Source organism: Hydrogenophaga sp. (assembly GCF_022844385.1).
Lineage (GTDB): Bacteria > Pseudomonadota > Gammaproteobacteria > Burkholderiales > Burkholderiaceae_C > Hydrogenophaga.
Genome location: NZ_JALHLX010000005.1, coordinates 21,047 through 34,155, shown reverse-complemented (window position 1 = coordinate 34,155; position 13,109 = coordinate 21,047). Strand labels below are relative to the sequence as shown.

Here is a 13,109-nt window from a genome sequence, read left to right as displayed (position 1 = left end):
CTGTGCCTTTGGATGGGCATGTTGAGGTGGTTCCGGCGAAGTGATTTTTCGGGCGTGGTGTTTCTTGCCTGCATCTCGCGGGCTCGTGAGCGCACGGCGCTCTGCTCCGCGAATGTCCCGTGGTCGCCGATGACCGGACCCACCGGCGCGAGAAACCTCAAACCACCCCGGAAAACATCATCACGTCAACAGCATCGCCAACGGCAACGTTGCCCTGCGAATGATGCAGGACGATGAGCCCATTGGCCTCCACCATGGAGCTCAACACCCCCGAACCCTGGTTGCCCGTGATGCGGACGGTGAGCGAACCGTCGGCCCCTTTGCTCACGATCCCGCGCTGGTACTCGGTGCGCCCGGGTTTCTTGCGCAGCTGCTCCAGGCACTTCGCTTGCAGCAGCACTGGCGCCGTGACCGTGCCACCCATGAGCCGCTGCAGGGCAGGGCGCACGAAAGCGAGGAAGGTCACCATGACCGCCACCGGATTCCCTGGAAGTCCGAAGAGCAAGGAAGACTTGCCGTCCTCCGTGATGCGACCCACTGCCATGGGCCGCCCTGGTCGCATCGCGATGCGCCAGAACGCCACGTCGCCCAGCTGCTTCATCATGGCCTTGGTGTGGTCGGCCTCGCCCATGCTCACGCCACCGCTGGTGATGATGGCGTCGGCCTGCTGCGCCGCGCTGCGGAACGCGGCTTCGAGCAACTCGGGTTCGTCGCGCACCACACCCATGTCGACCACGTCCACACCCATGCGCTTGAGCAGGCCGAAGACGGTGTAGCGGTTGCTGTCGAACACCGCGCCTTCGCGGATCGGCTCACCCAGCGTGAGGATTTCATCGCCGGTGGAGAAATAGGCCACCTTGATGCGTCGAAACACCGTGACCTTGGGCAAACCCAAGCTGGCGATCAGGCCCAGTGCGGCAGGTCCCAACGTCTGGCCTTTTCGCAGCGCGGGCTGCCCGGCCATCAGGTCCTCGCCGAGCAGGCGTCGGTTGTCGCCAGCCTTCACCACGCCGGGTGGAATCTCGACCACATCGCCCTCGACTTTCACAAATTCGAGCGGCACCACGGTGTCCAGCGCGGCCGGCATGATGGCGCCGGTCATGATCTTCAGGCACTGGTCGGCTTGCAGGGTGCCTGACCAGGCTTTGCCGGCGAAGGCGGTGCCGGCCACGCGCAACTTCAGTGGCTGCCCTGACTGCAAAAGAGCGCTGTCGAAAGCGAAACCGTCCATGGCCGAGTTGTCGTGGGGCGGCACGCTGATGGGCGAGACCACGTCCGCGGCCAGCGCGCGGTCCAGCGCGTCGAACACACTCACATCTTCGGTGGTGGTCACAGGCTCCACCAGGCGGGCCAGGAATTCGTTGACGCGGTCGGCGCTCAGGGCTTGCGGGTCGTAGCCCTGCAGCTCGGCTGCGATCTGCTCGATCGTCTTCATGGGATCAACCCTTTTCCAGCGCGTGCAGTTCGGCCAGGGTGTTGGTGTTGTGGAAGGCGCGCGGGTCGTCGCCGGGCTGGTTGAATGGCACGATCACGGTCTTGTGCTGGGCAGTCCAGGCGTCGATCTTGCGGCCGCCTGATTGTGTGAAGGCGACCAGGCTCTCCAGCAGCTCCACGCGCATCAGGCAGAACACCGGTTGGGGACGCAACTGCCCGTCTTCTTCGAGTGCGGCGGCCATCGCGATCTCGGTGTCTTCGTCTTCAAAGGCCTTTGCCAGGCGCTGGGCCAGGTCCAGGGGAAACAGCGGCGTGTCGCAAGGTGACGTGAGCAGGTAGGGTGTTTCGCAGCGTTCCAGCCCGGTCATGAAGCCCGCCAGCGGCCCGGCGAAGTCGCTCAGGGTGTCGGGCCACACCGGGGCCCCAAACGCCTCGTAGGCGGACAGGTTGCGGTTGGCATTGAGCATGAGCTCACCGATCAGCCCGCCTTCCTGCATCTGCAGGCGCAAGACCGTGTGCAGCGCCAGCGGCGTGCCGTTGAAGTTCTGCAGGCCCTTGTCGAGCCCGCCCATGCGGGAGCCTCGGCCCCCGGCCAGGACAAGGCCTGTGATTTCGTTGGTGTGGATCATTTTGTATATGGGCCGCTGCGCCGGGCCGCCCCAAGCAAGGCCAGCCCCCTTGGGGGGCAGCGACCCGCGCAGCGTTGGAGCGTGGGGGTCATTGTCTAGCCGCCGATGTAGCTCATCTCCACTCTGCGTGTGCCGGTGGATGCATCGGGTGGCAGGCTGGCGCGCAGTTCCGAATACCGGTCGCTGCGGCCCTGCCAGATGGCGGCGATGGCGCTGGCCAGTTGTTCGTCGGTGGCGCCACCTCGGATGAGCGGGCGCAGGTCGTGGCCCTGGCTGGCAAACAGGCACAGGTAGAGCTGGCCCTCGGTGGACAGGCGCGCGCGGTTGCAGTCGCTGCAGAAGGCCTGGGTCACACTGCTGATCACGCCGATTTCGCCGGAGCCGTCGACATAACCCCAGCGCTCGGCGGTCTCACCGGGCGCGGCAGCGCCCAGCTGCACCAGTGGCAGCTCGCGGTGGATGCGTTGCACCACTTCGGCACTCGGCAACACCTCGTCCATGCGCCAGCCGTTGGTGGCGCCCACATCCATGTATTCGATGAAGCGCAGCACGATGCCGGTGCCCTTGAAGTGACGCGCCATCGGCAGGACTTCGTGGTCGTTGGTGCCGCGTTTGACCACCATGTTGACCTTGATCGGTCCCAGTCCCGCGGCCTGCGCGGCGGCAATGCCTTCGAGCACATCGGCCACCGGAAAGTCCACGTCGTTCATGGCGCGGAAGATGGTGTCGTCCAGACCGTCCAGGCTCACGGTCACGCGCTGCAGGCCCGCTGCCTTGAGTGCGGCAGCCTTGCGCTTGAGCAACGAGCCGTTGGTGGTGAGCGTGATGTCCAGCGGCTGTCCTTCGGTGGTTCGCAGCGCCGCCAGTTGTTCGATGAGGATTTCCAGGTTCTTGCGCAGCAGCGGCTCACCACCGGTGAGGCGGATTTTCTGCACGCCATGCGCCACGAACTGCGTGGCCACGCGTGTGATTTCCTCGAACGACAGCAGTGAGCTGTGCGGCAGGTAGGCGTAGTCCTTGTCGAAAATTTCCTTCGGCATGCAGTAGCTGCACCGGAAGTTGCACCGGTCGGTCACGCTGATGCGCAGGTCGCGCAGTGGGCGACCCAGCGCGTCGCCCAGCAGGCCGGTGGGCGCCACCGGTGTGGTGGGAATGCGCGCCACGGTGTTGACGAGGCGCTGGTCGATCAGGGGAATGACACGTTCGGACATGCCCTGATTATCGGCGACACCCCATGGGGTAGCGCGCAGGCGTGGGGTCAACCCGCCCCGACACGCGTGTACTGGTCGGCGTTGCTGCTGAGCCAGTTCTCCGAGAGATCGCTCGACTGCTGGTTGGGATGGAAGTCGGGGCGGAAATAGGCGCGCCAGGGTTTGAAACTGGTGCTCAGCAGACCGTCGCGCCCCAGCAGGTGGCGGCCCGCGCTGCGCCAGGTGGACCATTGCCACAGCGTGCCGTCGCGGTGCAGGTTGTGCACGGTCTGGCGCAGGGCGTCGGTGAGGAAAAACACGGTGACGCGGCGCATCCACTTCACACGCCAGCTGTGGCTGCCGCCGAGGGCCTGGTAGAGGTCGAACGCGGTGCACTTGTGCTCGGACTCCTCGGCGCTGTGCCAGAGCCAGAGGTTCTTCAGGCGCGGCTCGGTGTCGTTGAACACGGCCGTGTGCGAGAGCATCCATTCGGCGAACAGGGCGGTGAAGTGTTCGTTGGCGGCGGTGATGGCCAGGTGGTGTCGCGGATCGGCGCCAGCCAGCACCTTCATGCGCTCTTCGATGCGCGGGCCCCAGGTGTTCACCAAGCCATGTTTTTCGATCTGTGCATTGAACAGTGCGTGGATACGCCGGTGCGTGGCTTCCTGGCCCACAAACCCTTGCACCTCGGCCTGCCATGCGGCCTGCTGCTCGGGTGTCAGCCCCTTGGCACCGTTGCGCACCGAGTCCAGAAAGAACTGTTCGCCCACCGGGAAACTCATGGACAGGGCGTTGAACCATGCCGTGAGGAACGCGTCGTTGGCGCACCAGTGGCGCGACACGGGTTGTTCGAGGTCGATCAGGAGGCGGCGGACGGTGAGGGTGGTCATGGTGCAGATCTGGATGGCGTGAGCGAGTTGGTACGATGCGGTACCAAAGTTGGTGATAGTGCGCGCCGAAGTCAGGTCTGTCAAGGCCGAGCGCCTAAGATCGCTGCACATGAAGCCGAAGAACATCCCCGTCGCCGAGGACGCCTCGAACGAACACCGCGCGCGCCTGCTCCAGGCCATGGCGCACGTGGCGGCCCTCCAAGGCCTCGCGTCCACGTCCATTGCCGCGGTGGTGGCCGAGGCGGGGGTCTCCAAGCGAACTTTTTACGAGCATTTTCCCGACAAGGACGCGTGCTTCCTGGAGCTGTACCGTGCTGCCAGCGCGTCAGCTTTGCGCACGCTGCGCGAGTCGGTGCAGCCCGAACGTCCCTGGCAAGATCAAGTGGAGCACGCACTGGGTGCCTACCTTGGGCACCTTTCGGCCGGGCCACAGCTCATCCGCATGCTGTTTGTGGAAATCCACCAACTCGGCTCGGCCGGTGCCTTGGTGCGCCGTGAGGTGATGCAACACCTGGCCGACTACATGCTCGAGACGATCAACACCCAAGACACGGTACTCACGCCCACCATGGCCATGGCAGCGGTGGGTGGTATCCACGAACTCGTGTTGCAGGCCATCGAACGCGGCGAAGCGGCGCAACTGGAGCGGCTCACGCCGAGTGCCAGCGCGGTGGTGCGCCTGCTGGCGGGCGCCCCGCATGCGTTCGTCAAAAAGAAAAACGGCCCGCAGAAGCGGGCCATCTGAACCGTCAGGGACTTGATCAGGTCGCCATCGGCAGCAGCGGCACGATCAGCAGCGCCACGATGTTGATGATCTTGATCAGCGGGTTCACGGCCGGGCCGGCGGTGTCCTTGTAGGGGTCGCCCACGGTGTCGCCGGTCACGGCGGCCTTGTGTGCTTCGCTGCCCTTGCCACCGTGGTGGCCGTCTTCGATGTACTTCTTGGCGTTGTCCCAGGCACCGCCGCCGGTGCACATGGAGATGGCCACGAAGAGGCCGGTGACGATGGTGCCCATGAGCAGACCACCCAGGGCCTGCGGGCCAAGGAACACGCCCACCAGGATCGGCACCACCACCGGCAGCAGCGATGGGATCACCATCTCCTTGATGGCCGCGGTGGTCAGCATGTCGACGGCCTTGCCGTATTCGGGCTTGGCCGTGCCTTCCATGATGCCGGGGATCTCCTTGAACTGGCGGCGCACCTCGACCACCACCGCGCCGGCGGCGCGGCCCACGGCTTCCATGGCCATGGCACCGAACAGGTAGGGGATCATGCCGCCGATGAACAGGCCCACGATCACCATCGGGTTGCTCAGGTCGAAGCTGATCTGGTGGCCGTAGGTCTCCAGCTTGTGGGTGTAGTCAGCGAACAGCACCAGAGCGGCCAGACCGGCAGAGCCGATGGCGTAGCCCTTGGTCACAGCTTTGGTGGTATTGCCCACGGCGTCCAGCGGGTCGGTCACGTCGCGCACGCTGCTGGGCAGCTCGGCCATTTCAGCGATGCCGCCGGCGTTGTCGGTGATGGGACCGTAGGCGTCGAGCGCGACCACGATGCCGGCCATGCTCAGCATGGCGGTGGCGGCGGTGGCAATGCCGTAGAGGCCGGCCAGCTGGTACGAAGCGATGATGGCGACACACACAAACAGAACAGGCCAGGCGGTGGAGCGCATGGACACGCCCAGACCGGCAATGATGTTGGTGCCGTGACCGGTGGTCGACGCCTGCGCGATGTGCTTCACGGGCGAGTACTGCGTACCGGTGTAGAACTCGGTGATCCAGACCAGCGCTGCAGTGAGCAGCAGGCCGACGGCGCAGGCGCCCCACAGGCGCATCTGGCTGCCGGTGGCGGTGATCGCGTTGTCCGGCATGATCCAGGCGGTCACGAACCAGAAGGCAATCAGCGAGAGCACGCCGGCGATCGCCAGGCCTTTGTAGAGCGCGGGCATCACGTTCTTCATGCCCGGGCTGGCCTTGACGAAGAAGCAGCCGACGATCGACGCCAGGATGGACACCGCGCCCAGCACCAGCGGGTACAGCACGGCCTGCATGGGCGCAGCAGCCACCATCAGCGCGCCGAGCACCATGGTGGCAATCAGCGTGACCGCGTAGGTCTCGAACAGGTCGGCCGCCATGCCGGCGCAGTCGCCCACGTTGTCACCCACGTTGTCGGCAATCACAGCCGGGTTGCGCGGGTCGTCTTCCGGAATGCCGGCCTCGACCTTGCCGACCAGGTCGGCGCCCACGTCGGCGCCCTTGGTGAAGATGCCGCCGCCCAGGCGCGCAAAAATCGAAATCAGCGACGAGCCGAAGGCAAACCCGATCAAGGGGTTGAGCAGCGTGGCCAGGCTTTTCACCGGTGTCAGGTTGCCGTTGCCCACCAGAAACCAGAAGAAGCCCGCCACACCCAGCAGACCCAGACCCACCACCAGCATGCCGGTGATGGCGCCTCCGCGGAAGGCCACGTCGAGTGCCGGGCCAATGCCCTTGGTGGCGGCTTGCGCGGTGCGCACGTTGGCGCGCACCGAGATGTTCATGCCGATGAAGCCGCAGGCCCCGGAGAGCACCGCGCCGAGCACGAACCCGATGGCACTCAGGCCATCCAGGAAAAGGCCAATGAGGACCGCAAGCACCACGCCCACGATCGTGATTGTTTTGTATTGACGGGCCAGATAGGCCGCTGCGCCGGTTTGAATCGCCCCGGCAATTTCCTGCATGCGGGCGTTCCCCGCGTCCTGGGAAAGAATCCAGCTGCGCGACCAGAAACCGTATGCCACGGCCACGAGCCCACAGACCAACACGAATATCAGCGCTGATTGACCAACCATTGAATCGCTCCTCGTTGTTTCGACTTGGAAGGGGCAACGCCTCCGGGTTGCCCCCGCTGCGTTGCTTCCTCGCTGCCGGTTGCGCTGCGTTGCACAGCGTTGAAACAGGGCGATTGGCCAACACGGCGAATTTAGCGGCAATTCATGGTGTGCATGTGAAAGCAGACCGGCAAGTCAGCTTCGAATCAGTAAAATCAGGGTAAATCCTAGGCGTGCAGATCGCATGAGACACGCCAGATGCCTCTCCAGAAGGCAGCAGGCCTGCACCGGCTGCTTCAGTTTTCAACCAACCTCCCTCAAAAACATGTCCCTCGACAACGTCACCGCTGGCAAGAACGTGCCCGAATCCTTCAACGTGATCATCGAAATTCCGATGAACGCGGACCCGATCAAGTACGAAGTGGACAAGGAAACCGGAGCGATCTTCGTGGACCGTTTCATGAGCACGGCCATGCACTACCCGACCAACTACGGCTACGTGCCCAAGACCATTTCAGGTGACGGCGACCCGGTGGACGTGCTGGTGATCACGCCCGTGCCGCTGATCCCCGGCGTGGTGGTGCCTTGCCGTGCCATCGGCATCTTGAAGATGCAGGACGAGGCCGGTGAAGACGGCAAGGTGCTGGCCGTGCCGATCGACAAGGTGCTTTCCATCTACACCCAGTGGCAGAAGCCCGAAGACCTGAACCCGATGCGCCTGAACACCATCCAGCACTTTTTCGAGCACTACAAGGATCTGGAGCCGGGCAAGTGGGTCAAGGTGATCGGCTGGGAAGGCAAGGACGCCGCCCACAAGGAAATCATCGACGGCATTGCCGCCTACGAAGCTCAGAAGGGCTGAAGGGGCGCGAATCAGCCGGCCGGGTTGGGCAACACGTCGTTCAACACCGGCAGGTTGTCCCCGGGCCCCAGGGTCTTGAAAGGGCCCTGCAGGCTGGCTCCTTCGTAGAGTTGCATCCGACGTGCCGCGAGCGAGCCGGTGGACACGCCGCTCCTGGCCACGTAGGCCATGCCTTGGCATTCCAGGCTGGTTTCCACCGCGCTGCCACCGGCAGCGCCCAGGTGGCCAAACAGGTACAGGTCTCCCAGCACGCGGATGCGTCCGCGCACCACGCCACCGGTCCAGATGATCAGTGGGCCGTTGACTCGGATATGGCCCGACACCTCGCCTTGCACCAGCAGGCCGCCGTTGAACTCGAGTTCACCGTGCAGCTTGCCACCCACGGCCACGCGGTTCACCACGTTCATGGCCACCGGGTCGATGGTCAGCGTGTCCTGCGGTGTTTTCAGATCCATGGCCAGCGCTCCAGCAAGTTGGCCGGCAACCAGCCGGTGGTGGGCAGCCACACGATGGCCCAGAACACCGCACTGCCGAGCACCATCAACAGGCCCAGCAGGGCCATGACCAGTGCGTGTCGTTCCAGCCAGCGACGCATGCGTTTGGGCCGGCGCCGGGGCGTTCCGGCAGGTGTGTCGAGGTGGTCCAGCACGGCCCAGCTGCGCCAACCTTTGCTCAAGCCCACTTCCCCCTGCGTGAGTGACACTTGAAGACCTTGTTGCGACGCAGTCGGCGCGCCTTGGCGGCGTCCCAGCAGAACCGAGAAGGGTGCACCCACGATGGTGTGGGTGAAGAAGGCGTCGGTTTCGTCCATGGCGACCGAGTTTAGCGAAGCACCGCGCCAGTTCGGTGATTCACAGCTCGGTGATGGGCGGTGAGACGCCCCGAACCACCAGACCAGGCTTGAGAGGATTGCGTTGCGCCAGGTGGTCCATGTACTGGCCGATGCCCTGGCTCTCGCGCTCCAGAAACCGCTGCACTGCGTCGGCAAACGACGGATGGGCGAGCCAGTGCGCGCTGGTGGTCTTGACGGGGAGCAGGGCGCGCGCCATCTTGTGTTCGCCCTGCGCGCCGCCCTCAAAGCGCAGAAACCCGTGTTCGATGCACCAGGCCAGCGGCGCGTAGTAGCAGGCTTCGAAATGCAGGCAGTCCACGCGTTCCAGTGCGCCCCAGTAGCGCCCATAGGCCACACGCGTGTCGTCGTCGATGCCGATCAGGCTGCAGGCGATGGCCTGTCCTTCGCGCTCGGCAACAAACAGCAGCCAATGCTGCGGCATGGTCTGCGCCATGCGGCGGAAGAAGTCGCGGTTGAGATAGGGCGCGTTGCCGTGCTCGAGGTAGGTGCGTTCGTAGCAGCGGTAAAAGAAAGCCCAGTCTGCTTCGGTGATGTCGGCCCCGCGCGACCAGCGGAACGTGACGCCGGCGTCAGTGACCTTGCGCCGCTCCTGCCGGATCTTCTTGCGTTTCTCTTGCTGCAGGCTGGTGAGGAAATGGTCGAAGCTGGTGAACGGAGCGCCAGAGGTTTCGCCGCCGGGCCGCCCCACGGCGAAACACGCCCCCTCGGGGGGCAGCGAACCCAACGAAGTAGGGAGCGTGGGGGCCACATTCTTCCAGTGGAACTGGACCGTGTGCCGCAGCATCATGCCGGCGTCTTCGCAGGCCTTCACGTCTTGAGCCTGTGCGAACAGCAGGTGGACCGACGACAGGTCCTCATCGCGAACCTGCTGGATCAATGCTGTCACCAAGGCGGTGCGAGCCGCTGGATCGCGCGCGAGCAACCGCGCACCGGGCACCGGCGTGAATGGCACGGCCACCAACGCCTTGGGGTAGTAGTCCAGTCCGTGCTGCGCGTAGGCGTTGGCCCAGGCCCAGTCGAACACGTACTCGCCGTACGAGTTGTTCTTGAGGTACATCGGGCAGGCGGCCTGCAGCTCGTCGCCGCGCCACAGCGTCACAAACTGCGCTTGCCAGCCCGCACGGGGTCGCGCGCTGCCGCTTTCGTGCATGGCCACCAGGTATTCGTGGCGCATGAACGGGCTGGGATCGGCTTCGAGTGCCAGCAGCGCATCCCATGCGGACTCTTCAATCTGCGAGGGAGACGAAAAGACCCGGGTGACATAATTCATTTCACCCACCTGCAGCTCCGGCACACAGCGAGCCCAAGGCCCATTTCGCAACGTTTTCAGACCCCATGACTCTTTCCATTTGCGTGGCCCAGCTCAACTTTGTGGTGGGCGACATGGCGGGCAACGCCCGGAAAATGATCGATGCCGCCGAAGCGGCTCACGCCCGTGGCGTGAACCTGCTGCTCACACCCGAACTCGCCCTGTGCGGCTACGCCGCCGAAGACCTGTACCTGCGGCCGGCCTTCATCGACGCCAGTGATGATGCCCTCAAAACCGTGGCGGCCGGCACGGCCCACCTCAAAGGCCTGCACATCGTGGTGGGACATCCGGCCAGGCCCGGGTTGGCCGGTGGCCAGCGTCGTGAACGCAGCGTGTCGGTGGCCCACCTGCACAACGCCGCCAGCGTGCTGCACGCCGGTGCCGTGACCCACACCTACGCCAAGCGAGAACTGCCCAACTACCAGGTGTTCGACGAACGTCGTTACTTCGTACCGGGCCATGACACCTGCGTGTTCGACGTCATCGGCGGCGACGGCCAAAGCGTTCGCGTGGGCCTGCTGATCTGTGAAGACGCCTGGTTCGACGCACCCGCGGCCGATGCGAAAGCCGCCGGTGCCGAGCTTCTCGCCGTCATCAACGCTTCGCCGTTCCACGCCGGCAAGGGCGGCGACCGCGAAGCCGCCATGCGCGTGCGTTGCCAGGCCACCGGTTTGCCGCTGGTCTACGCACACCTGGTGGGCGGGCAGGACGAAATCGTGTTCGAAGGCCGGAGTTTTGTGCTGGCGGCCGATGGCACTCTGGCTGGGCGTGCGGTGAGCTTTGAAGAAACGCACTTTGACGCTGCCTTGACACGGCAGGGGGCGGGCTGGCAGGTCACCGCCGAGACCGACCGCGCGCACAGCCCCGAGGCCGACCTGTGGCACGCACTGGTGCTGGGTGTGCGCGACTACCTGGGCAAAAACGGCTTTCCTGGCGCCATCCTCGGCCTGTCGGGCGGCATCGACTCGGCGCTGGTGCTGGCGATTGCCGTGGATGCACTGGGCAAGGACCGCGTGCGCACGGTCATGATGCCCTCGCCCTACACCGCAGACATTTCCTGGATCGACGCGCGCGACATGGCCGCGCGCCTGGGCGTGCGCTACGACGAGATCGGTATCGCGCCTCAGTTCGAGGCCTTCAAGGCCAGCCTGGCAAACGAGTTTGCCGGTCTGCCCGAGGACACAACCGAAGAAAACCTGCAGGCGCGCATCCGGGGCACCTTGCTCATGGCCTTGTCCAACAAGTTCGGCAGCATTGTGCTGACCACCGGCAACAAGAGCGAAATGGCCACCGGCTACTGCACGCTGTACGGCGACATGGCCGGTGGCTTTGCGGTGATCAAGGATGTCGCCAAGACCATGGTTTTCAAGCTGGCCCGCTGGCGCAATGCACACGACCCGTACGGCACCGGCGCCAACCCGATCCCAGAGCGCATCATCGTGCGCCCGCCCAGCGCCGAACTGCGCCCTGACCAGATCGACCAGGACAGCCTGCCGCCTTATGAGGTGCTCGATGCCATCATCGAGCGCTACATGGAAAACGACCAGAGCCCCGACAGCATCGTGGCGGCAGGGTTCGAGCGCGCCGACGTGGACAAGGTGGTCCGCCTGATCCGCATCAATGAGTACAAGCGCCGCCAGGCCCCGGTGGGCATCCGCGTGACCCACCGCAGCTTCGGCAAGGACTGGCGCTATCCCATCACGAGCAAGTACAGAGCCTAAGCCCCGCGCAGTTCCAGCACGGCGCGCATCTCGCCGACTTCGATGCCGGCGGCGTTTTTCAGAGGAGGTGGGATGAGGCTGACCAAGGCCGAGCGGCTCTCGGCATCGAGCCAGTCCAACTGGTCCAGCGCCGACACAAAAGCCACCATCAGCGGGGCCAGTTGCCCGTCGCTCACCTTTGCCGCAATCCCGATGCCGCGGCTGAAACTGGCCAGGGCCTGCACACCGTCGGCCCCCACCTTGCTCACCCAGTCGCCGCGACCGGCGCGCATCAGCGCCAGATCGTTGCGCCCCTGGCCGCTCACCAGTTCGGGGTGATGGCTCATGGCACGCGCGATGCGCAGCGGTGCCTTGCCGTAGACAGGATCGGGCTCTTCCAGGGTCAAGCGGGCGAAAGCATGGGCCAACGAGCGCAGGGGCAGGGCGTAGTTCGGTGCGCTGCAGCCGTCGGTGCCGCGCACCAGTTGGCCCACCGGCACGCCGGCGAAGTGGCTCACGCTGCGGGCAATTTCCTGTTGAACGGCATGGTGGGAGTCTAGATAGCCGCCCTGCGGCGCGCCCAGCGCGTGGGCCAGCAGCAGCATGCCGGTGTGTTTGCCCGAGCAGTTGTGGTGCAGGCGGTTGAAGCGGGCGCCGGGCTCGGGTGTGATGCCGTTGGTGCTGAAGAAGAACGGCACATGGCTGCCGCAGGCCAGGTTGGACTCGCCCGCGCCGATTCTCGCCAGCAGCGCCGCAGCACGCTCCACGTGCATGGGTTCACCGTTGTGGCTCGCGCACAGCAGGGCCACATCGGCGTCACTGAGTTCGTAGCGGTCGGCCGCTTGCGCAATCAGCGGCATGGCCTGGAAGGGTTTGAGCGATGAACGCGTGAAGAGCGGCGATTCCACATCGCCCACGCTGGCCAGCAGTTGGCCCTGCGCGTTCACCACCGCGAGTGATCCGTGGTGGATGTTTTCCGGATGACCGCCCCGGTAGGCGACGGTGATGGGGACGTGGCGGGGCAGGGCGCTTGAATTCATGTGCGGGCGGTTGGGTTGAGTGCGCAGTGTACGAACAGCGTGGAGGCCCTTGGGCATAATGAATCGACGACATCCTTCCAACAATCCACGCTCTGGAGACAACGCATGAAGCAGATCACCGCCGTCATCAAACCTTTCAAACTGGAAGAAGTGCGCGAGGCGCTGGCCGAGCAGGGTGTGACCGGTTTGACCGTGACCGAGGTCAAGGGCTTCGGGCGCCAAAAGGGCCACACCGAGCTCTACCGCGGCGCGGAATACGTGGTGGACTTCCTGCCCAAGGTGAAGGTCGAGGTGGTGGTGAAGACGGTGGACGTGGAGCGCTGTGTGGATGCGATCATTCGCGCAGCCCGCACCGGCAAGATCGGCGACGGCAAGATCTTCGTGACCTCGGTCGAGCG

13 protein-coding genes are annotated in these 13,109 nt (G+C 64.9%); 4 read left to right on the top strand and 9 right to left on the bottom strand.

All coding sequences use genetic code 11. The features are described 5' to 3' along the window. Positions 1–157: 157 nt before the first annotated feature. The 4 genes from glp to Q0C59_RS02125 form a co-directional block, all read right to left on the bottom strand. Positions 158–1,435 (bottom strand): gephyrin-like molybdotransferase Glp, encoded by a 1,278-nt coding sequence (gene glp, locus Q0C59_RS02140; protein WP_291211030.1) that lies wholly within the window; start codon positions 1,433–1,435, stop codon positions 158–160. Positions 1,436–1,439: 4 nt separating this feature from the next. Continuing rightward, entirely contained in the window at positions 1,440–2,063 is a 624-nt protein-coding gene (gene mobA, locus Q0C59_RS02135; protein ID WP_291211027.1) for a molybdenum cofactor guanylyltransferase MobA, read from the bottom strand. A 95-nt stretch (positions 2,064–2,158) separates the two neighbouring features. Continuing rightward, on the bottom strand, positions 2,159–3,274 hold the full coding sequence (moaA, locus tag Q0C59_RS02130) for a GTP 3',8-cyclase MoaA (RefSeq protein WP_291211025.1): 1,116 nt from the start codon (positions 3,272–3,274) through the stop codon (positions 2,159–2,161). A 47-nt stretch (positions 3,275–3,321) separates the two neighbouring features. After that, positions 3,322–4,143 carry a metal-dependent hydrolase gene (locus tag Q0C59_RS02125; RefSeq protein WP_291211022.1) on the bottom strand — a complete coding sequence of 274 codons (822 nt, stop codon included), beginning with the start codon at positions 4,141–4,143 and terminating at the stop codon, positions 3,322–3,324. A 109-nt stretch (positions 4,144–4,252) separates the two neighbouring features. Here Q0C59_RS02125 and Q0C59_RS02120 point away from each other — a divergent pair, with 109 nt between their 5' ends. Continuing rightward, positions 4,253–4,888, top strand: coding sequence for a TetR/AcrR family transcriptional regulator (locus Q0C59_RS02120; protein ID WP_291211019.1), 636 nt, complete (start codon positions 4,253–4,255; stop codon positions 4,886–4,888). 16 nt (positions 4,889–4,904) lie between these two features. Here the strand turns inward: Q0C59_RS02120 and Q0C59_RS02115 are convergent, their stop codons facing one another. Then, positions 4,905–6,968: a sodium-translocating pyrophosphatase gene (locus tag Q0C59_RS02115; RefSeq protein WP_291211016.1), complete on the bottom strand. Its 2,064-nt coding sequence runs from the start codon at positions 6,966–6,968 to the stop codon at positions 4,905–4,907. A gap of 304 nt (positions 6,969–7,272) precedes the next feature. On the opposite strand from Q0C59_RS02115, the gene ppa reads away from it, so the two are divergent. Beyond that, positions 7,273–7,809, top strand: a complete 537-nt coding sequence (ppa, locus tag Q0C59_RS02110; protein ID WP_291211013.1) for an inorganic diphosphatase — start codon at positions 7,273–7,275, stop codon at positions 7,807–7,809. Positions 7,810–7,820: 11 nt separating this feature from the next. Here ppa and Q0C59_RS02105 read toward each other — a convergent pair whose 3' ends face one another. From Q0C59_RS02105 to Q0C59_RS02095, 3 genes are read right to left on the bottom strand one after another with little or no spacing between them, the layout of a single operon-like run. After that, positions 7,821–8,264 (bottom strand): polymer-forming cytoskeletal protein, encoded by a 444-nt coding sequence (locus Q0C59_RS02105; RefSeq protein WP_291211010.1) that lies wholly within the window; start codon positions 8,262–8,264, stop codon positions 7,821–7,823. Continuing rightward, on the bottom strand, positions 8,255–8,620 hold the full coding sequence (locus Q0C59_RS02100) for a hypothetical protein (RefSeq protein WP_291211007.1): 366 nt from the start codon (positions 8,618–8,620) through the stop codon (positions 8,255–8,257). Before Q0C59_RS02100 ends, Q0C59_RS02105 begins: the two co-directional genes overlap by 10 nt. Positions 8,621–8,660: 40 nt before the next feature. Further along, on the bottom strand, positions 8,661–9,932 hold the full coding sequence (locus Q0C59_RS02095) for a GNAT family N-acetyltransferase (protein WP_291211004.1): 1,272 nt from the start codon (positions 9,930–9,932) through the stop codon (positions 8,661–8,663). A 65-nt stretch (positions 9,933–9,997) separates the two neighbouring features. On the opposite strand from Q0C59_RS02095, the gene Q0C59_RS02090 reads away from it, so the two are divergent. After that, on the top strand, positions 9,998–11,692 hold the full coding sequence (locus tag Q0C59_RS02090) for an NAD+ synthase (RefSeq protein ID WP_291211002.1): 1,695 nt from the start codon (positions 9,998–10,000) through the stop codon (positions 11,690–11,692). On the opposite strand, the gene Q0C59_RS02085 is transcribed toward Q0C59_RS02090, so the two are convergent. After that, positions 11,689–12,711, bottom strand: a complete 1,023-nt coding sequence (locus Q0C59_RS02085) for an asparaginase (protein WP_291210999.1) — start codon at positions 12,709–12,711, stop codon at positions 11,689–11,691. The two genes, Q0C59_RS02090 and Q0C59_RS02085, sit on opposite strands and share 4 nt — an antisense overlap. A 105-nt stretch (positions 12,712–12,816) precedes the next feature. Between Q0C59_RS02085 and Q0C59_RS02080 the strand changes: the two genes are divergently transcribed. After that, a partial coding sequence (locus Q0C59_RS02080) for a P-II family nitrogen regulator (protein ID WP_291210996.1) occupies positions 12,817–13,109 on the top strand: 293 nt, incomplete at its 3' end.

Bases quoted from the DNA above. Each gene is read 5' to 3' on its own strand.
- Q0C59_RS02105 (WP_291211010.1), bottom strand. From the start codon at position 8,264: ATGGATCTGAAAACACCGCAGGACACGCTGACCATCGACCCGGTGGCC.
- mobA (WP_291211027.1), bottom strand. From the start codon at position 2,063: ATGATCCACACCAACGAAATCACAGGCCTTGTCCTGGCCGGGGGCCGA.
- moaA (WP_291211025.1), bottom strand. From the start codon at position 3,274: ATGTCCGAACGTGTCATTCCCCTGATCGACCAGCGCCTCGTCAACACC.
- ppa (WP_291211013.1), top strand. From the start codon at position 7,273: ATGTCCCTCGACAACGTCACCGCTGGCAAGAACGTGCCCGAATCCTTC.
- Q0C59_RS02125 (WP_291211022.1), bottom strand. From the start codon at position 4,143: ATGACCACCCTCACCGTCCGCCGCCTCCTGATCGACCTCGAACAACCC.
- Q0C59_RS02100 (WP_291211007.1), bottom strand. From the start codon at position 8,620: ATGGACGAAACCGACGCCTTCTTCACCCACACCATCGTGGGTGCACCC.
- Q0C59_RS02085 (WP_291210999.1), bottom strand. From the start codon at position 12,711: ATGAATTCAAGCGCCCTGCCCCGCCACGTCCCCATCACCGTCGCCTAC.
- Q0C59_RS02120 (WP_291211019.1), top strand. From the start codon at position 4,253: ATGAAGCCGAAGAACATCCCCGTCGCCGAGGACGCCTCGAACGAACAC.
- Q0C59_RS02090 (WP_291211002.1), top strand. From the start codon at position 9,998: ATGACTCTTTCCATTTGCGTGGCCCAGCTCAACTTTGTGGTGGGCGAC.
- Q0C59_RS02115 (WP_291211016.1), bottom strand. From the start codon at position 6,968: ATGGTTGGTCAATCAGCGCTGATATTCGTGTTGGTCTGTGGGCTCGTG.
- Q0C59_RS02095 (WP_291211004.1), bottom strand. From the start codon at position 9,932: ATGAATTATGTCACCCGGGTCTTTTCGTCTCCCTCGCAGATTGAAGAG.
- glp (WP_291211030.1), bottom strand. From the start codon at position 1,435: ATGAAGACGATCGAGCAGATCGCAGCCGAGCTGCAGGGCTACGACCCG.